This window comes from Streptomyces sp. NPDC020898 (assembly GCF_044333925.1).
In the GTDB taxonomy this organism is placed as follows: Bacteria; Actinomycetota; Actinomycetes; order Streptomycetales; family Streptomycetaceae; genus Streptomyces.
The window spans coordinates 32592-50423 of sequence record NZ_JBIRRV010000030.1; the positions used below are offsets into that span (position 1 = coordinate 32592).

Annotated in this window: 19 protein-coding genes and 1 tRNA gene; 14 read left to right on the plus strand and 6 right to left on the minus strand. The window is 68.5% G+C overall.

The features are described from left to right. Positions 1-129: 129 nt before the first annotated feature. From ACH4TV_RS45600 to xerC, 10 genes are all read left to right on the plus strand, one after another. Positions 130-2358, plus strand: a complete 2229-nt coding sequence (locus tag ACH4TV_RS45600; RefSeq protein ID WP_398407365.1) for a cell division protein FtsK — start codon at positions 130-132, stop codon at positions 2356-2358. A 141-nt stretch (positions 2359-2499) separates the two neighbouring features. Further along, positions 2500-2775, plus strand: coding sequence for a hypothetical protein (locus ACH4TV_RS45605; RefSeq protein ID WP_398407366.1), 276 nt, complete (start codon positions 2500-2502; stop codon positions 2773-2775). Continuing rightward, positions 2772-2966: a hypothetical protein gene (locus tag ACH4TV_RS45610; RefSeq protein ID WP_086748407.1), complete on the plus strand. Its 195-nt coding sequence runs from the start codon at positions 2772-2774 to the stop codon at positions 2964-2966. The genes ACH4TV_RS45605 and ACH4TV_RS45610 overlap by 4 nt, the downstream gene beginning before the upstream one ends. A gap of 14 nt (positions 2967-2980) precedes the next feature. Next, positions 2981-3445, plus strand: a complete 465-nt coding sequence (locus tag ACH4TV_RS45615) for a hypothetical protein (RefSeq protein WP_398407367.1) — start codon at positions 2981-2983, stop codon at positions 3443-3445. 87 nt (positions 3446-3532) lie between these two features. Then, complete coding sequence (locus tag ACH4TV_RS45620; RefSeq protein ID WP_398407368.1) at positions 3533-4723, plus strand: DNA cytosine methyltransferase; 1191 nt, start codon at positions 3533-3535, stop codon at positions 4721-4723. Further along, positions 4720-5610, plus strand: a complete 891-nt coding sequence (locus tag ACH4TV_RS45625) for a bifunctional DNA primase/polymerase (RefSeq protein WP_398407369.1) — start codon at positions 4720-4722, stop codon at positions 5608-5610. Before ACH4TV_RS45620 ends, ACH4TV_RS45625 begins: the two co-directional genes overlap by 4 nt. Beyond that, a complete protein-coding gene (locus ACH4TV_RS45630; RefSeq protein WP_398407370.1) occupies positions 5607-5963 on the plus strand; it encodes a hypothetical protein in 357 nt (118 codons plus the stop codon). Before ACH4TV_RS45625 ends, ACH4TV_RS45630 begins: the two co-directional genes overlap by 4 nt. Continuing rightward, positions 5960-7126: a DUF3631 domain-containing protein gene (locus tag ACH4TV_RS45635; RefSeq protein ID WP_398407371.1), complete on the plus strand. Its 1167-nt coding sequence runs from the start codon at positions 5960-5962 to the stop codon at positions 7124-7126. The genes ACH4TV_RS45630 and ACH4TV_RS45635 overlap by 4 nt, the downstream gene beginning before the upstream one ends. Positions 7127-7351: 225 nt before the next feature. Beyond that, on the plus strand, positions 7352-7561 hold the full coding sequence (locus ACH4TV_RS45640) for a helix-turn-helix domain-containing protein (RefSeq protein ID WP_398407372.1): 210 nt from the start codon (positions 7352-7354) through the stop codon (positions 7559-7561). 72 nt (positions 7562-7633) lie between these two features. Then, positions 7634-8839 (plus strand): tyrosine recombinase XerC, encoded by a 1206-nt coding sequence (gene xerC, locus ACH4TV_RS45645; protein WP_398407373.1) that lies wholly within the window; start codon positions 7634-7636, stop codon positions 8837-8839. An 83-nt stretch (positions 8840-8922) separates the two neighbouring features. Here the strand turns inward: xerC and ACH4TV_RS45650 are convergent. From ACH4TV_RS45650 to ACH4TV_RS45660, 3 genes are all read right to left on the minus strand, one after another. Further along, a tRNA-Pro gene (locus ACH4TV_RS45650) sits at positions 8923-8996 on the minus strand. Positions 8997-9038: 42 nt separating this feature from the next. Further along, positions 9039-9815, minus strand: a complete 777-nt coding sequence (locus tag ACH4TV_RS45655) for a Pr6Pr family membrane protein (RefSeq protein ID WP_398407374.1) — start codon at positions 9813-9815, stop codon at positions 9039-9041. Between the two features lie 114 nt (positions 9816-9929). After that, entirely contained in the window at positions 9930-10856 is a 927-nt protein-coding gene (locus ACH4TV_RS45660; RefSeq protein WP_398407375.1) for a metallophosphoesterase, read from the minus strand. 77 nt (positions 10857-10933) lie between these two features. On the opposite strand from ACH4TV_RS45660, the gene ACH4TV_RS45665 reads away from it, so the two are divergent. Further along, positions 10934-11398, plus strand: coding sequence for a GatB/YqeY domain-containing protein (locus ACH4TV_RS45665; protein WP_398407376.1), 465 nt, complete (start codon positions 10934-10936; stop codon positions 11396-11398). Positions 11399-11548: 150 nt separating this feature from the next. On the opposite strand, the gene ACH4TV_RS45670 is transcribed toward ACH4TV_RS45665, so the two are convergent. After that, positions 11549-13828, minus strand: coding sequence for a transglycosylase domain-containing protein (locus tag ACH4TV_RS45670; RefSeq protein ID WP_398407377.1), 2280 nt, complete (start codon positions 13826-13828; stop codon positions 11549-11551). A 408-nt stretch (positions 13829-14236) separates the two neighbouring features. Between ACH4TV_RS45670 and wblA the strand changes: the two genes are divergently transcribed. Next, positions 14237-14575, plus strand: coding sequence for a transcriptional regulator WblA (gene wblA, locus ACH4TV_RS45675; protein WP_398407378.1), 339 nt, complete (start codon positions 14237-14239; stop codon positions 14573-14575). A 51-nt stretch (positions 14576-14626) separates the two neighbouring features. Here wblA and ACH4TV_RS45680 read toward each other — a convergent pair whose 3' ends face one another. After that, on the minus strand, positions 14627-16039 hold the full coding sequence (locus ACH4TV_RS45680) for an ArsA family ATPase (protein ID WP_398407379.1): 1413 nt from the start codon (positions 16037-16039) through the stop codon (positions 14627-14629). Beyond that, positions 16036-17013 carry an ArsA-related P-loop ATPase gene (locus ACH4TV_RS45685; protein WP_398407380.1) on the minus strand — a complete coding sequence of 326 codons (978 nt, stop codon included), beginning with the start codon at positions 17011-17013 and terminating at the stop codon, positions 16036-16038. The genes ACH4TV_RS45680 and ACH4TV_RS45685 overlap by 4 nt, the downstream gene beginning before the upstream one ends. A 95-nt stretch (positions 17014-17108) precedes the next feature. On the opposite strand from ACH4TV_RS45685, the gene ACH4TV_RS45690 reads away from it, so the two are divergent. Next, entirely contained in the window at positions 17109-17267 is a 159-nt protein-coding gene (locus ACH4TV_RS45690; RefSeq protein ID WP_019063748.1) for a DUF4177 domain-containing protein, read from the plus strand. Then, positions 17264-17731: a RidA family protein gene (locus tag ACH4TV_RS45695; RefSeq protein WP_398407381.1), complete on the plus strand. Its 468-nt coding sequence runs from the start codon at positions 17264-17266 to the stop codon at positions 17729-17731. Before ACH4TV_RS45690 ends, ACH4TV_RS45695 begins: the two co-directional genes overlap by 4 nt. Positions 17732-17832 lie beyond the last annotated feature (101 nt).

Sequence of the window (17832 nt, forward strand, 5' to 3'; positions counted from 1 at the left end):
GCACGGCCGTGTCCTGGTCTGCGATCCCCCGCCCATGCCCGCACATTAACCGCCCTTGGCGGGGTCCGTCCGCCCACCTCCTACAGCGACGGCCGGACCCCGCTTCCCTCCCGAGAGAAGGACTCATCAGTGAAGCACCCCGACGACGACAACGAACTCTTCAACCGACTCGAAGCAGAGATGAGCACCGACCCCGGGGGAGAGGTAGTCGACCTCGACAAGGCGCGGTCGGCCCGCATCGGGTCGGCCGACCCGACTGCCCGACCCGATGCCGACCCGTCGGCCGACTCCGACACGAGTCGGTCGGGTGTCGAGTCGGCCGACCCGACCGCGCGCGTCACGGTCGACCTTCCGACCGCCAAGGCGGCCGGTCCGGGCTACCTCGGTCGGCTGCTCGCTGCGCAGCGCCGCCCGGTCGTTCCCCTGTGGCTGAAGTCCGTGGCGGAACTGAAGACCGCCGCGGCGTGGGTGGCCCGGCACTATGCCCACTCGGTCGGCTACCACGCGCTTCGTTCCCCGGTCTACGCCGCGCGCCTCACCCTCCAAGCCCCCTCCGGTGCCGCAAAGTTCGTCGGCGGCACGATGCGGTGGGCGGCCGACCGTGAGGGCGAGCCGGTCCGACTCGCCGCAGTCCGGCGCGAGGACGCAGCCGAGTATCTGAAGCTGTCGCGGCAGCGTGACGGACGGGTCCGACTGCGCGCCCTCGTGACCGTGCTCGCCATGTTCACCGGGCTCGGTGCCGCGCTCGCCCTGTACGTGCTCGCCCCTGACTGGCTTCAGGCGGTGTCGGTGGGCGCGGTCGTCATGGCTCTCGGGGTCGCCGGCCGCAAGGCGGACGCTCCGGTCATCCACCGCGCGGTGGAACTGCCCAAGGCGGTCAAGCTCACCTCAGACATCGTGCTGCGGTCGCTCGGCTCGCTCGGCATCCCCGCCATCAACCAGGCGCAGGGCAAGGGTCGCGACGGGTTCGAGTTCACCGCCCCGATCACCCGCGACGGTCCGGGATGGCGTGCGGAGGGCAACCTCCCGTACGGCGTCACGGTCACGGACATCATCGAGCGGCGCGAGCGGCTCGCTTCCGGCCTGCGCCGCCCGCTGGGCTGCGTGTGGCCGGAGGCAGTGCCCGACCAGCACACCGGGCACCTGGTGCTGTGGGTCGGGGATCAGGACATGTCCAAGGCCAAGAAGCCTGTGTGGCCGCTGCTGAAGTCGGGCAGCACGGACCTGTTCAAGCCGGTCGCATTCGGCACTGACCAGCGCGGACGCTGGGTCGAGATCACGCTCATGTACATCGCGGCCGTCATCGGCGCGATTCCGCGCATGGGCAAGACCTTCCTGCTCCGTCTGCTGCTGCTCATCGCCGCATTGGACCCGCGGGCGGAACTGCACACGTACGACCTCAAGGGCACCGGTGACCTGGACCCGGTTGGCGAGCGCGTCGCGCACCGCCACCGCGCCGGCGACGAAGAGGCGGACATCGAGTACGCGTTGCGCGACCTGCGCGCGCTGCGCGACGAACTGCGCCGCAGGGCAAAGGTGATCCGCTCGCTGCCGCGGGACATCTGCCCCGAGTCCAAGGTGACGTCCGCACTGGCCAACAAGAAGTCGTTGGGGCTGCACCCGATCGTGATCGGGGTGGATGAGTGCCAGGTCTGGTTCGAGCACGAGAAGTACGGCAAGGAACTCGAAGAGATCTGCACTGACCTGGTCAAACGCGGTCCCGCTACCGGGATCGTGCTGCTGCTCGCCACGCAGCGACCGGACGCGAAGGCACTGCCCACGGGCATTTCCGCCAACGCGTCGGCTCGGTTCTGCCTCAAGGTCATGGGGCAGTTGGAGAACGACATGGTGCTCGGTACGTCCGCGTACAAGCGGGGCGTCCGCGCGACCATGTTCAGTTGGGGCGACAAGGGCATTCACTACTTCGTCGGTGAAGGCTCGGACGCCCGGATCGTCGGCTCGGTGTACGTGGACGCGCCCAACGCGGAGAACATCGCCGCACGCGCCCGCAAGCTGCGCGAAGCCGCCGGCACCCTGTCCGGGCACGCGCTCGGTGAAGAGCCGGAGACGGACGCGAGCACGTCGTACGACCTGCTCGCCGACATCCTCGCGGTCATCCCTGCCGATGAACCCAAGGTGTGGTCCGAGACCGTCGTGTCCCGGCTCGCCGAACTGCGGACCGACGTCTACGACGGATGGACGCCGGAGGCACTGGCCTCAGCCCTGAAGCCGCACGGCGTCTCCACTGTCCAGGTGGGCCGCCGCGTGGGCGGCAAGGTCGTCAACCGGCGCGGCGTCGACCGCTCCCACATCGTGACTTCGATTGCGGAGCGTGACGGAAACCGCGACGCGGGATGACCGTCCGGAGCCGCTAGCGCTAGCGGCACACACCGCTAACGTTAGCGGCTCCGCTAGCGCCCCAAACATGCTCTGATCAGGCCGCTAGCGGATAGCGGCCCACCTGCGGAAACCCCTGAAACCCGCCTGGAAGGGCCCGTGATGACCCCTGCCCTGCTCGCTATCACTCTCATACTTGGCGTGACACTGTGTTACGTCGCTGTGTGTGCCGCCTCCCCGTTCGGTAACTGCCGCAAGTGCAGCGGATGGGGCTTCCGGATGAAGACCGACCGCAAGGGCCGCATGAAGCGCGGGAAGGACTGCCGCCGCTGCAAGGCGACCGGCAAGCGCATACGCGTCGGCCGTTGGCTCTACAACCGCTGGGCCCGCGTCTACCGCGCCGGCACCGACGCCCCCCGCCCGGGGGCCTCCCGATGATCCTCACCTTCTCGGCGGTTCTGCTCTTCGGCATCGCCGCCTTCGTCGCCGTCAAGACCAAGGCGACCGGCGCGGGTGCCGCGGTGGTCCTGTTCCTCTTCGGTTTCTTCACCGCTGGGACCGGCGCTGACGGCCCGGTCCGTGACCTGGTCCGGGCGTTCGCTCGGTTCCTTGCATCTCTCGGCACCTGACAGGAGGACCCGTCGTGAACGAATCCTTCAAGCCCCTCGTACCCGGCCACCGTGAGGCGACCGTGGAAGTCCACCGGCCCATCCCGCTCGCCCCCGTGCAGTCCGCACCGATCGTGCCCATGCACCCGGGCACGATCCCGTCGGTGACGAGCATCGTTCTACCGGACGGCCGCGTCGTCACCGGCTACTCCCTCGAACCCGCCAAGCCCGAACCTGTCGCGGGCAAGCCGCCCGTCTCCCGCGCGGCGGTGAACATCGCTCTCGGGGGCATCGGGTTCGGCGCTGTCTGCGGCGGTCTGTTCCTGCTCACCGCGTTCGTCACCGCGCTGACAGCGCTCATCACCCAGCTCGTCACTCTCGCCGCCGTCATCTTTGGCGGCTGGGTCGCCGTGCAGGTCTTCAGCGCGAGCGGCCACAGCGGCGGCAACACGTTCCACATCCGCAAGGCCGTCTTCAAGCGCAACCACTTCCGCGGCTAGCTACGCCCGAGGCGGGCGCCGTCTCACCACAAGCCTGCGCCCGCCTCGGTTCTCCTGTCCCTCCAACAGAACAAGGAGACCCCCAGCATGACCCAACGTCGTGCAATCGGCGAGGGCCACCCGGCCCGCGCCACCCAGATGAGGCGCGGTCGGCCTTGGCCGCGCATGTTGGCGCTGTGCGCCGGCTATGGCGGACTCGAAACCGCGCTGCGCGCCGGGATCGGCGGTCAGGTCGCCGCGTTCGCCGAGAACGACCCGTTCGCCGCTTCCGTGTTCGGCGCGCACCACCCCGGGGTGCCCAACCTCGGGGACATCACCGCCGTCGACTGGCGGCGCGTCCGTGACCTGTACACCCCCGACGTCATCGGCGCGGGGTTCCCGTGCCGCAACATCTCCAACGCTGGACGAAGGGACGGGATCAATGGCCAGTGGTCGCGCGTCTGGAAAAACGTTGCTGAGGCTGTGGGCGAGCTTCGACCGCGTCTCGTGTTCCTGGAAAACGTGGCGGCGCTCCGCTCCCGGGGGCTGGACGTCGTCGCCGCGGACCTGGCCGCGCTCGGGTATGACGCGCGGTGGACATGTCTACGAGCTGGTGACCCCGAAGTCGGCGCCCCGCACCCGCGGGATCGCTGGTTCTGCATCGCACATCCCGCTGATGCCGACCCCCACCACCTCGGACGGCACTGGCGGTCCCGGAACGTCGCCGAAGCGGCAGGGCGGGATGAACCTGCGGACCGCGGTCACGCGCCTGCCGGCGCCCCCGGAGGGGTGAGCCTGCTCCCGACGCCGGCGGCGCGGGACTGGAAGTCGGGTGCCTCCAACCTGCTCGGCAGGAACGCGCGACCGCTGAACGAGGTGGTCGTCAACCTGCTGCCCACCCCGAAGGCGTCGGTCGGACCGCACGGCGGACCGAACCAGCGCGACACGTCCGGCCGCTACTACCTGCCTGGCCAGGCCGTACGGCTCGATGACCAGTGGGTGGCCAGTGACGGCACCGACTACGGGCCCGCGATCCGCAGGTGGGAGCACGTCACCGGCCGTGCGGCGCCGTGCCCGACCGAGCCGGGAACCCGCGGCAACCGGCGCTTGTCGCCAGCGTTCGCGGAATGGCTCATGGGCCTGCCTGCCGGATGGGTCACCGCCGTTGACGGCATCCCCCGCAAGGAACAACTGAAGATCCTCGGCAATGGCGTAGTGCCGCAACAGGCCTACCACGCTTACGCCTTGCTCCTCGAAGCGCATGTAGCTGTTCGCCTCGCAGGAAGGGCCGCAGCATGAACCGTCACCTCCTCTACGCCGCACTGGACGCTGCCGAGCGAGGGTGGGCAGTCCTTCCACTTCGCCCCGGTGATAAGCGCCCTGCCCTCCACGGTGAGGACGTCTGCCCCGGCATCGGAGACTGCGCCGGCGGTCACCGGAAGTGGGAAGAGCGCGCCACGATCGACCCGGACCGCATCCGTCGGGCATGGGGCGACCTCCCGTTCAACGTCGGCATTGCGACCGGCCCGTCCGGGCTGGTCGTTGTCGACCTCGACATGCCCAAGCGCAAGTGCAGTACGGACACACCTAACGGCGTGACGACCTTCACGGCGCTCTGCGAGCGCGCCGGCCATGCCGTCCCCACCACGCGTACGGTGCGGACCGCGGGCGGCGGGGTCCACCTGTACTTCGCCGCGCCGCCCGGTATCCGGCTCGGCAACACGGCTGGACGGCTCGGTAAGCGCATCGACACCCGGGCGTGGGGCGGTTACGTCGTTGCGCCCGGCAGCATCACCAGCGGCGGCGCCTACGCGATCGTCAACGACGCACCGCTCGCGCCCCTGCCGGATTGGCTGTGCGCCCGCCTGACTGTCCGTCAGTCTTCGCGGGCACTAACGGCCGCACCGTCGGCCGTACGAGCCTCTCGCTACGCGGCAGCGGGCTTGAACGCGGAAACCGCGAGCGTTCGAACGGCACCGGAGGGCGAGCGCAACGCCACGTTGCTCCGGGCGGCGCGAGCCTTGGGGCGGTTCATCGCGTCGGGCGACCTTCCCAGGGAGCAGGTTGAAGAGGCTCTTCAGTGGGCGGGGGAGCAGGCCGGTCTCTCGCCGCGGTCCTGCGAGGCGACCATTCGCAGCGGTCTGAATTGGTCGATTGCCCGAAACCAGCACCGGCGGGCGGCATGAGCGCCCCTACTCGCCCCCTTCTGAAGAGCCTCCCCGGTTCCCTGTCCGGCCCGCGCGCCGCCGCAAAAGCCGCGCTCGGTCCGGCCGTGGGCGAGCCGACAGGCGCCGCCCGCAAGGGCGTCCGCTCTGTTGTTGGCCGTGACTCGCAGCGGAGGGACGGACGGTACCCGGTCGCATGGCTGTGCATCTCCGCACCGCGCGGCGCCGTACCGACCGCCACCTCGAAGTGCCTGTGTGGCAGGGACCGCAGCGCCGTCGGTCACACGAAGGTGCTCGCCCTGATCGACGACCACACCGCACACCGCGACGTATGCCCGCTCCGCATCAACCAGGAAGGGAGGCAGGCGGCATGAGCACCAACTCGCCGGCACCCGTCATGGACGGCTCCGCACTGCTCGATGAGGTGGAAGCCTTCCACCGACGCTTCAACATCTTCCCGCTCGAAGCCGCGTACGTCGCCGTGACGCTGTGGGACGCGCACGCGCACCTGCTCGACTGCTTCGACTCCACACCGCGACTCGCGTTCCTGTCACCGGAGCCGGGGTCGGGCAAGTCCCGCGCTCTGGAGATCGTGGAAACCCTCGTGCCGCAACCGATGGTCGCGGTCAACGCATCCGCGTCCGCGCTGTTCCGTGCGGTGTCCGGGATGGAGGGACGGCCGACGATTCTGTTCGACGAAATCGATACGGTCTTCGGGCCCAAGGCCGGAGAGAACGAACAGCTCCGGGGCTTCCTGAACGCAGGCCACCGACGCTCCGGCGTCATGTGGCGCTGCGTGGGCGACGGCTCCAATCAGCAGGTACAGGAGTTCCCGTCGTTCTGCGGAGTCGCGGTCGCCGGGCTCGGCTCGCTGCCCGACACGATCCTGACTCGCTCGGTCATCGTCCGCATGCGGCGCCGCGCACCGAACGAGCAGGTCGAACCCTTCCGGCAGCGCATCCACGAGAAGGAAGGGCACGAACTGCGCGACCGGCTCGCCAATTGGGCACAGTCCATCCGTCACCTGGTCGACGGAGTGTTCCCGGAACTGCCGGACGGCATCAGCGACCGGCCTGCGGACGTATGGGAGCCCCTGCTCGCCGTGGCCGACGCGGCGGGCGGCACGTGGCCGGAGCGGGCCCGCGCCGCGTGCATCGAGCTGGTGAACGCGGCCAAGACCAGCGACAAGGGCAGCGTCGGCATTCGCCTGTTGATCGACCTGCGCGACTACGTGTTCAACGGCATCGACCGTCTGCCCACCGTCGCCATCCTCGACAGGCTGCACAGCCTCGAAGAGGCGCCGTGGGCGGATATGAGTGGCAAGCCGCTTGATGCCCGCGGCCTCTCACGGATGCTGCGCGAGTACATGACCGCGGACAACGCACCGATTGCGGCACGCAACATCAAGGCCGGCGGAAGTGTCATGAAGGGCTATTACGCGTCCGATCTTCACGACGCGTGGCAACGCTACTGCCCTCCCCCTGCGGAAAGTGCGCTACTTCCGCTACCTCCGCTACCGGGCAGGTCAGAGCCCTAAAAACGGTAGCGGATCGGAACTCCGCATCCGCTACCGCGCCGCCCGTCCGCTACCCGCCCCGTGGCTACGATCCCGGGGCCGGTAGCGGCTCCATCCGCTACCGCTACCCATATCCGCTACCACGATCATGCCCTTGACCAGGGCGGTAGCGGAGGTAGCGGAAGTAGCGGACCTGACAGGAAGGGGGCCACCGCCCCCGACTCCCTGCCGAGGAGGCACCGCAGGATGAGCACCGCCGTTGCACCTGCTGACCAAATCCTCTACCGGCCCGAAGAGGCGGCCGTCGTTCTCAGGATCGGCCGCTCGATGGTCTACGAGGAGATACGGCTCGGACGACTTCAGACTGTTCGCATCGGTCGACGTCGACTCGTGCCGCCCGAGTACATCGCGCAGTACGTCGAACTTCTCAAGCGCGAGGCACAAGCCACCGCCTGATTTCCCCACCACCATCACACCAGGGCCGCGCCCTTCAAGGCGCGGCCCTGTCCTATGGAGGCACAACACAGCATGACCGAGACCCCGAAACGCGTCACCAGGGCGGGCCACGGTGCGGACACGATCTATTGGGACCCCAAGAAGAAAAGCTTTGTGGGGGCCGTTTCTCTTGGACACGCTCCGAATGGCAAGCGCCGCCGACCGAAGGTGTACGGCAAGACGAAGACCGAAGTCCGCAACAAGATCCGGGACTTGAAAAAGGAGGTACAGACCGGCGTCAAGGCGCCGGCTAACTACACCGTGGCGGACGCGGTGAACGACTGGTTGGAGCGCGGACTCAAGGGGCGCGACGAGAAGGGCACCATCGGCAAGAACCGCTCGATGGCGAACAAGCACCTGATCCCGTTCATCGGCAAGGCCAAGTTGAAGGAACTCAGCGCGGACGACGTCGACGACTGGTTGGACGACAGGGCCGAGTTCCTCGCGACGCGAAGCCTGCGCGACCTGCTCGCCATCCTGCGCCGCTCCATTGTGCAAGCCCAGCGGCGGGACAAGGCGGCGCGGAACGTCGCTCTTCTCGTCACCGTGCCGGAGGGGCGCCCCGGTCGACCGAGCAAGGCACTGAACTTGGATGAGGCGAAAGCCGTGCTCATTGCGGCACGGCCGTCACGGCTGTACGCGTACCTCGTGCTCTCGCTGCTCAGCGGCGTTCGTACGGAAGAGGCGCGGCCTCTCACCTGGGATCACGTCTTCCTTGAGGCGAAGGGCGACGTTCCGCCGCACGTCGCGGTGTGGCGCTCGGTGCGCAAGCACGGGGAGACAAAGACCAGGAAGAGCCGGCGGACCATCGCTCTTCCGAATCAGGTGGTCGACGTGCTCGAAGAGCACATGAGATTGCAGAAGAAGGAACGCACGTCGAAGGGGAAGGAGTGGGACCCGGCCGGCCGCGTCTTCACGACCCGGACCGGCGAGCCGCTCGATGCCGCCAACGTCCGGCGCGACTTCAAGGCCATCGTGAAGAAGGCGGGGCTGAAGCCGGAGTGGACACCGCGGGAGCTGCGGCACAGCTTCGTGTCACTGCTCTCGGACCACGGCATCCCGTTGGAGCGCATCGCGCTGTTGGTCGGTCACAGCAGTCAGGCGACCACAGAAGCGGTGTACCGCAAGCAGCTCCGTCCGGTGATCACGCAGGGAGCGGAAGCCATGGATGAGATCTTCGCTGAAGATCAGGAAGCGGAGAGCGCGGACGACCAGGTCGAGGGCGACACGGTGGCCTGACGCAATCCGTTTGGCCCCCCGTTTGGCCCCCCAAGCACGACAGAGGCCCATTCGCGATCAAGCGAATGGGCCTCTGACCTGTGTCGGGGTGGCGGGATTTGAACCCACGACCTCTTCGTCCCGAACGAAGCGCGCTACCAAGCTGCGCTACACCCCGATGTCGCTGCTTGTCCTGCTTGTCGCGGCGACGTCGCTTACTTTAGCCCACCGGTGGCCCGAGACGAAATCCGGTTTTCGCGCGGTGGCGGACGGGGTTCGGGCGGATGTGGTCGAGGGCTACGAGGAGGACGGCGAGGGCGTAGAAGGCGAGGCCGAGGAGGAGGGCGTTGGCGAGGACGCTCTTGTAGCCGTGCTGGTCCACGTCGAGGAAGAGGTAGAGGTAGCGGCCCGGTGTGCCGGGGAGAATCAGCTCGCCCCGGGCCAGGGAGAAGGCCAGATACGCCAGGGGGTAGATGAGCCACGTCGCTGTCCGGCGCAGGTGCAGGTCGCCGGGGGCGGTCAGGAGCAGCCAGTTCGTCAGGGCCGCGATCGGGACCGCCGTATGCAGGATCTGGTGGGTGATGGTGTGCCAGCCGCCCGGTGGGGAGGGCGCGGCGAACGGGCTCGACGCGTCGGCCAGGAGCAGATGGTGGACCAGGGCGGCGATCACGACGTACAGCAGGGTGGCGCCTGTCAGGGCCGGGGGCAGGGGGTGGCGGGCGGTCCAGGCGCGGTGGGACGAGATGGTCATGACCAGGATCAGCAGGATGCCGCTCTGGATCGTGAACCGGCTCAGGACCTCGGCCGGGCTGCCCAGGAGCAGTTCGACCGTCACCGCCGTGGCCGCCGCCAGGGCGGTCAGGAGGCGGAAGGCCGCTGTCACGGGGCGGCGTACGGGGGTCACCACCGCCGTGGCGGGGACGGGGGAGGGGAGGAGCGCGGGGGCGCCCTGGAGTGCGGGGAGGTCCGGTATGTCCCGGGGTATCGGGGCCGTCATGCCCTCACGCTAGGACGGGCGGGCAAAAGGGGCGATCCGGGCGGGCCGTGTGGGTTACACCCGCCCCCCGCACCCCGCTACACCTGTTCCATCCCCATCCCCGTCCCCGCACCGCTACGCCCGCTCCACCAGCGTCAGCAGCGTCGCCTCCGGTGGGCAGGCGAAACGTACCGGGGTGTAGCGGCTGGCGCCGCAGCCCGCCGAGACGTGGAGGTAGGACGTCCGGTTCTCGGCCGTGTGGGTCGACAGGCCCTTCACGCGGTCCGTGTCCAGGTCGCAGTTGGTGACCAGGGCGCCGTAGAAGGGGATGCACAGCTGGCCGCCGTGGGTGTGGCCGGCCAGGGTCAGGGGGTACGCGTCCGCCGTGAAGGCGTCCAGGACGCGGAGGTACGGGGCATGCACCACGCCCATCGAGAAGTCGGCCGTCGTCGACGGGCCGCCGGCCACCTTCTCGTACCGGTCCCGCTTGATGTGCGGGTCGTCCACGCCCGTCAGCTCCACGCTCGCGCCGTCGATCTTCAGCGTGCCGCGCGTGTTCGTCAGGTTCAGCCAGCCCGCCGAGTCGAAGCCGTCGCGCAGGTCCTTCCACGGGTTGTGGATCACGCCCACCGCGGGCGCGTTGCCGTTGAGGCCGTGCTTGCCCTGGACCTTCTCGACCAGGTACCGGGCGGGGTTGCGGAGTGTGGGGCCGTAGTAGTCGTTCGAGCCGAAGACGTAGGCCCCCGGGAACTCCATCAGCGGGCCGAGCGCGTCCAGTACCTCCGGCACGCCCTCCGGGTCGGACAGGTTGTCGCCCGTGTTGATCACGAAGTCGGGGTGCAGACCGGCCAGGGAGCGGAGCCAGCGCTGCTTCTTGTACTGGCCGCCGACCATGTGGATGTCAGAGACCTGGAGGACGCGCAGGGGGCGCATGCCCGGCGGCAGCACCGGAACCGTGACCCGGCGGAGGCGGAAGGAACGGGTCTCGAAACCCGCTGAGTAGACGAGACCGGCAGCGGCAACCGCCGTGATTCCCAGGGGTACTCCGTATCGCGCGCGCATGTTCCCATCGTGTCAGGCCGGGAGGGGAGGCGGAAATCCGCGGGCGTCCGGTCCATGACACCTGCGACAATCGACCCATGACCACGCTCAAGTCGAAGCTCAGGGACGACCTCAACACCGCCATCAGGGAGCGCGACGAGCTCCGCTCCTCGACGCTCCGGCTGACCCTCACCGCGATCACCCAGGAGGAGGTCTCCGGCAAGACGAAGCGCGAGCTCTCCGACGAGGAGGTCACCAAGGTGATCACCCGTGAGGCGAAGAAGCGCCGCGAGGCGGCCGAGGCCTTCGCGCAGGGCGACCGCCCCGCACAGGCCGAGCGCGAGAAGGCGGAGGGCGAGCTCCTCGCCACCTACCTGCCCAAGCAGCTCGACGACGAGGAGCTGAACAGCATCGTCGCCCAGGCCGTCGAGGAGGCGAAGGCGGCCGGTGCCGAGGGGCCGCGGGCCATGGGCCAGGTCATGAAGATCGTGAACCCGAAGGTCGCCGGCCTCGCCGAGGGCGGCCGGGTCGCCGCCGCGGTCAAGAAGCTCCTCGCGGGCTGACCTGCGGCAACAGCGACAGCAGTAGCAGTAGCGGCGGCGGCAGCAACGCCTGACGCGCCTGTCGCGGAAAGCAATGCCTGACGCGCCCGTACGACGATGGGGGCGCCCTTCTCAAGAAGGGCGCCCCCATTCACGTACTCAACGCGCCCTCTACGGGAAGCCCCCGTTGCTGTTCCCGTTGTTGCCGCCGTTGTCGTTGCCCTGGATGAAGCCCTCGGGGATGGAGAAGGTCGGGGTCGGGAAGGTCGTGTTGCCGCCGTCCGTCGTGCCGCCGCCGTTCGTCAGGCCGCCGTTGTTGTTGCCCTGGTCGTCGCCGTTGTCTCCGTCGTCGTCCCCGTTGCCGCCCGGCCTCTGGACTGGCGGTTCGATGATGGGGACGAGGTTGAACTGCCCGGAGTCCTTGCCCTCCAGGGCGCCGGTCATGGCGTCCTTCCAGATCGGGCCCGGGACCTGGCCGCCGAAGACGAGTTCGTTCCACTCGCCGCCGATCGTGATGTTGGTCATCTTCACGTTCTGCATGGCGCTGCCGACCCAGACGGCGCCGGACAGGGTCGGCGTGTAGCCGACGAACCAGGCGTTCTTGCGCTCGTCCGTCGTACCCGTCTTACCGGCGTTGTCGCGGTCGGTGAGGCCGGCTGCCTGACCGGTGCCGGAGTCGACCACGCCCTGGAGCAGGGTGTTGATCGTGTCCGCGGTCGTCTCCGACATCGCGCGCGAGCACGTCGACTTCGGGACCTCCAGCGACTTCTGCCGGCCGCTGGCCTTCTGCGTGATCGACTCGATGGCGACCGGCGTGCAGTACATGCCCCGGGAGGCGAAGGCCGCGTACGCGCTCGCCATCGTCAGCGGGGAGATGCCCCTGGAGCCGAGGGCGATGGCGGGCACCTCGGGCAGCTTTTCGCCGTCGCCCTGCGTCACGTGCAGCGCGTCGGTCATCTTGACCACCGGGCACAGGCCGATGTCGGAGATCATCTGCACGAAGTAGGTGTTGACCGACAGCTCCATCGCCTTCCGCAGGCGGTAGGGGCCCTTCTCCGACTCGCTCTCGTTCTCGACCTTCGCCTTCTCCTGGTTGGTCCACGGATTGCCGCTGCACGTCGTGACCGGGCTCGGGTACTCCATCTCGTACGGCGACGAGTACTCCTGGATCGCCGGGCGCCCCTCCTCCAGGGCCGCCGCCGCCACGAACGGCTTGAACGTCGAACCGGTCGGGAAGCCGAAGTTGGAGCCGCCCCGGTCGTTGCCGACCGAGTAGTTGATCTCGGTCTCGTTCTTGCCGTAGCCGTAGGGCTTCGACTGGCCCATGCCGAGGATCTTGCCGGTGCCCGGCTCGACCAGCGTGACCGCCGTCGCGACCGAGTCCGACTTGTACACGTGCTCCTTGATCGACGCCTGCACGGACGCCTGCGACTGCGGGTCCAGCGTCGTACGGATGGTCAGGCCGCCCTGGTTCCAGATCTTCGTCCGGTCCTCGCGGGTCTTGCCGAAGACCGGGCTGGCGAGGAACTCCCTCTCGACGTACTTGCAGAAGAAGCTGGCGCCCTTGACCGCCGCGATGCAGCCGTTCTTGGGCTGGCTGACCTTGAGGGCGAGCGGTGCTTCCTTGGCGGCGTCGGCCTCCTGCTGGGAGACGTCACCGACCTCCGCCATCCGCTGGAGCACGGTGTTGCGGCGCTTGATGGCCTCCGCCGGGTCGTTCACCGGGTCGTACCGGGTCGGCGACTGGACGAGGCCGGCCAGAAGGGCGGCCTGAGGGAGGGTGAGGTCCTTCGCGGACTTGGAGAAGTAGCGACGGGCGCCGGCCTCGACGCCGTAGGCCTGCTGGCCGAAGAACGTGATGTTCAGGTAGTTCTCGAGGATCTTCTTCTTGCCCAGCTCCTCCTCGACCTGGATCGCGAACTTCAGCTCCTGGATCTTGCGGCCGATGGTCTGCTGCTGGGCCTGCGCGACCTTCGTCGGGTCGTCGCCCGCCTCCTCGACGAACACGTTCTTCACGTACTGCTGCGTGAGCGTGGAGGCGCCCTCCGCGACGCCACCGCTCTGCGCGTTTCTGTTGAGGGCGCGCAGGACGCCCTTGAGGTCGATCGCGCCGTGCTCGTAGAACCGTGAGTCCTCGATCGCGACGATCGCCTTCTGCATGTACGGCGAGATGTTCTTGAGCTCGACGACCGTGCGGTCGCGTGAGTAGACCGTGGCGAGCTGGCCGCCCTTGGCGTCCAGAATCGTGGTGCGCTGGCTCAGCGGGGGGCGCTTGAGATTGGCCGGGATCTCGTCGAATCCCTCGACCGAACCCTTGGCCGCGAGACCGAGCGCGCCGGCGGCGGGCAACGCGATGCCCGCCATGACGGCTCCCGCGAGCACGCTGACACCGAGGAACTTGGCGGCCTGCTGAGTTACCGACAGGCCACCGCCCGAGCGCTTGTTTGGCATGAGGGCAGCCTACGTTCTCATTCGCCGGACACACGTATAGGCCTTGGCCTAAGCTGCTCACAACTGTCACAGCAGTGAGGTCACGTATCAATACGTCTGCGAACCCCGAAACGTTCCAGATTTAGTCCAACTTTTTTGTGGAGTGCGTGTCCGGATTCGCCTTGTGTGTCGCCGGGTGTCCGTTGTGACTCAGCCGAACTGTCCCGCTTTGTCGGGTAAGTCACGCATGTCGGTCGCTCACTCCCCCGGGTGATCTGCCGCTTACGCATAGTCCGTTCGGGCCATTCAAGACTGGGCCCGAAGGGGGTGTTGCGCTGCGCCCGCCTTCCGTAACGTCCTCAACTGGCGGCGGTGAATATGCCGCTGCCGCCGTGGGGGAGCCTCGATTCGGGAGAGGACGGCGCCGGTATGGGCTGGGTAACCGACTGGAGTGCGCAGGCGGCCTGCCGCACTACTGATCCGGATGAACTGTTCGTTCAAGGAGCAGCGCAGAACAGGGTCAAGGCGGTGTGCACCGGATGTCCGGTACGCACGGAGTGCCTGGCCGACGCGCTCGACAACCGTGTCGAGTTCGGCGTGTGGGGAGGCATGACGGAGCGGGAGCGCCGCGCACTGCTGCGCAGGCGTCCCACTGTCACCTCGTGGCGCCGGCTGCTCGAAACCGCGCGTACGGAGTACGAGCGGGGGGCGGGAATCCTGCCTCTCGACGAGGAAGAGGTGTACGAGAACTACGCGGCGGTGGGCTGAGAAGGGTCCCCTCCAGGATTCCTTTCCGGGATTCCTGTCCGAGGTTCCTGGTCAGTCACTCGCCGGTGTCTCTGGCGTCTGCGTCTCTGGTGTCTGCGGTGTCCGCGGCAGCTCCGGCCGGTCGGTCGCGAGCCGGTTGCCGATGTGCCGCAGCCCCATGAGGTCATGGACGTCGCCGGGCAGCGCGCCGACCTCGGTCACGGCGACCTCGGGGTGGAGCGCGGTGAAGCGATCACGCGTGCGCTGCTCGCGGGAGAGCAGCTGCATACGATCGGCGTGCAGCCGGAGCAGGCCTGCGGTGAGTTGTTCGACGGTTGGATCGCTCGGGTCGACGGTCGGGTCACTGCCGGTGGCGACGGGGGAGCCTTCGACGTGTTCTTCGACTTCGACGTCCACTTCAGGAGCTGGTGTCCCGGAAGCTGGAGATTCTGAACTGCCGTACATGTCGGGAGAGTTACGAAGACCAGCTTTCCCGTCCTCCTGATCGACAATGCGGGGCTCTTCAAGATTTTCCGCGGCGGCGAGCGCACGCTCGGCCGACAGCTGGGCGGCGCCGCTTCCGTGGACCCGGTTGAGCACCAGCCCGGCGAGCGGCATGTCCTCCGCGGCCAGCCGTTCCACGAAGTACGCGGCCTCGCGCAGCGCGTCCCGCTCCGGCGCCGCCACCACCAGGAACGCCGTTCCGGGCGCCTGAAGCAGCTGGTACGTGGCATCGGCGCGGGTACGGAAACCACCGAAGGTGGTGTCCATCGCGGCCACGAACGTCTGGACGTCCTTGAGGAGTTGGCCGCCCAGCAGCTTGCCCAGGGTGCCGGTCATCATCGACATCCCCACGTTCAGGAACTTCATCCCCGCGCGCCCGCCCAGCTTCGCCGGCGCCGTCAGCAGCCGGATCAGCCGGCCGTCGAGGAACGACCCGAGCCGCTTGGGAGCGTCCAGGAAATCCAGCGCGGACCGGGAGGGCGGCGTGTCGACGACGATGAGATCCCACTCGTCGCGCGAGCGCAGCTGCCCCAGCTTCTCCATCGCCATGTATTCCTGCGTGCCCGCGAAGCCCGCCGAAAGCGACTGGTAGAAGGGGTTGTTGAGGATCGCGGCGGCCCGTTCGCGGTCGGCGTGCGCCTCGACGATCTCGTCGAAGGTCCGCTTCATGTCGAGCATCATGGCGTGCAGTTCGCCGCTGCCCTCGACGCCCTTCACCCGCCGCGGAACGTTGTCGAGCGAGTCGATGCCCATGGACTGGGCGAGCCTGCGCGCCGGGTCGATGGTGAGCACGACCACCTTCCGCCCCCGCTCGGCGGCCCGCAGCCCCAGCGCCGCCGCGGTGGTCGTCTTGCCGACTCCGCCGGCCCCGCAGCACACCACGATCCGGGTCTCCGGATCGTCGAGCAGCGGGTCGACGTCGAGCACGCGCGCGGGGGGCAGTCGGTAGCGGGAGGCGGTGTCCTGCGGGTCCGGACTCATGACATCCCCTGCTTCCGCAGCTCGGTGGCCAGCTCGTACAGTCCCGCGAGGTCCATGCCCTCGGTGAACAGCGGCAGTTCGTGCGACGGCAGGTGCAACTCACCGAGCACGGAACGCTGTTCGTGCTCCAGCGTGTACCGCTCCGCGTACTCCTCGGCCTGGGTCAGCAGCGGCTCCACCAGCTTCTCGGCGTTCCCGCCGCGCCGCGCCCCGCCGAGCCCGGCGGCCGACAGCGACTGCGCGAGCGCGCTGCGAGGAGCCGCGCGTACGAGTTCCAGCTCGGCCTCGTCCAAAACCTCGGGCCGCACCATGTTGACGATGATCCGTCCCACCGGCAGCTTCGCCGCGCGCAGTTCGGCGATACCGTCCGCGGTCTCCTGGACGGGCATCTCCTCCAGCAGCGTCACCAGGTGCACCGCCGTCTCGGGCGACTTGAGCACGCGCATCACTGCCTGTGCCTGATTGTGTATCGGGCCGATCTTCGCGAGCCCGGCCACCTCGTCGTTGACGTTCAGGAACCGGGTGATCCGGCCCGTCGGCGGGGCGTCCATCACGACGTAGTCGTAGGCGAACCGCCCGCTCTTGTCCTTCCGGCGTACGGCTTCGCACGCCTTGCCGGTCAGCAGCACATCTCTCAGCCCCGGGGCGACGGTGGTGGCGAAGTCGATGGCGCCGAGTTTCTTCAGGGCCCGGCCCGCGCTGCCGAGTTTGTAGAACATCTGGAGGTAGTCCAGCAGCGCCAGCTCGGGGTCGATGGCAAGGGCGTACACCTCCCCGCCCCCGGGAGCGACGGCGATCTTCCGCTCCCCATAAGGCAGCGCTTCGGTTTCGAAGAGCTGCGCGATGCCCTGCCTGCCCTCGACCTCGACGAGAAGCGTCCGCTTCCCCTCGGTGGCGAGAGCAAGCGCGAGCGCTGCGGCGACCGTGGTCTTTCCGGTCCCGCCCTTACCGCTGACGACCTGGAACCTGCTCACGTATTCGAGGTTAACCAGTCCGGCCCGGACCTACGCAGGTGGCTGTGGACAACGTGCGCGCGGAGTGCCTGACGCCAGCGGATAAAGTCGCCTCCATGACCAAGTGGGAATACTCGACTGTGCCGCTGCTCGTCCACGCCACGAAGCAGATTCTGGACACCTGGGGCGAGGACGGCTGGGAGCTCGTCCAGGTCGTGCCCGGGCCGAACAACCCCGAGCAGCTCGTGGCCTACCTGAAGCGGGAGAAGGCGTGAGCGCTGTGGAGTCCCGGCTCGCCGAACTGGGCCTGACCCTGCCGGCGGTCGTCCCGCCGCTCGCCGCGTACCAGCCGGCCGTGCAGTCGGGGGTGTACGTGTACACCTCGGGCCAGCTGCCCATGGTGGACGGCAAGCTCCCGGTCACCGGCAAGGTGGGCGCGGAGGTCACGCCCGAGGAGGCCAAACAACTGGCCCGCACGTGTGCGCTGAACGCGCTCGCGGCGGTCAAGTCGGTCGCCGGTGACCTCGACCGCGTCGCGCGCGTCGTGAAGGTCGTCGGCTTCGTCGCCTCGGCCCCCGATTTCACCGGCCAGCCCGCGGTGATCAACGGTGCCAGCGAACTCCTCGGCGAGGTACTGGGCGCCAAGGGCGTCCACGCCCGCAGCGCCGTCGGAGTGGCCGTACTGCCACTGGACGCGCCCGTGGAGATCGAGGTCCAGGTGGAGCTGACGGAGGCGTAGGGAGATTTTCAGCCCGTCCGGCGTTTGAGGACGAGCGCGTTCAGCGCGAACGGGGGTCTGGGGGCAGCGCCCCCAGGGATGGGACGGGTAGGGGCGGCGGG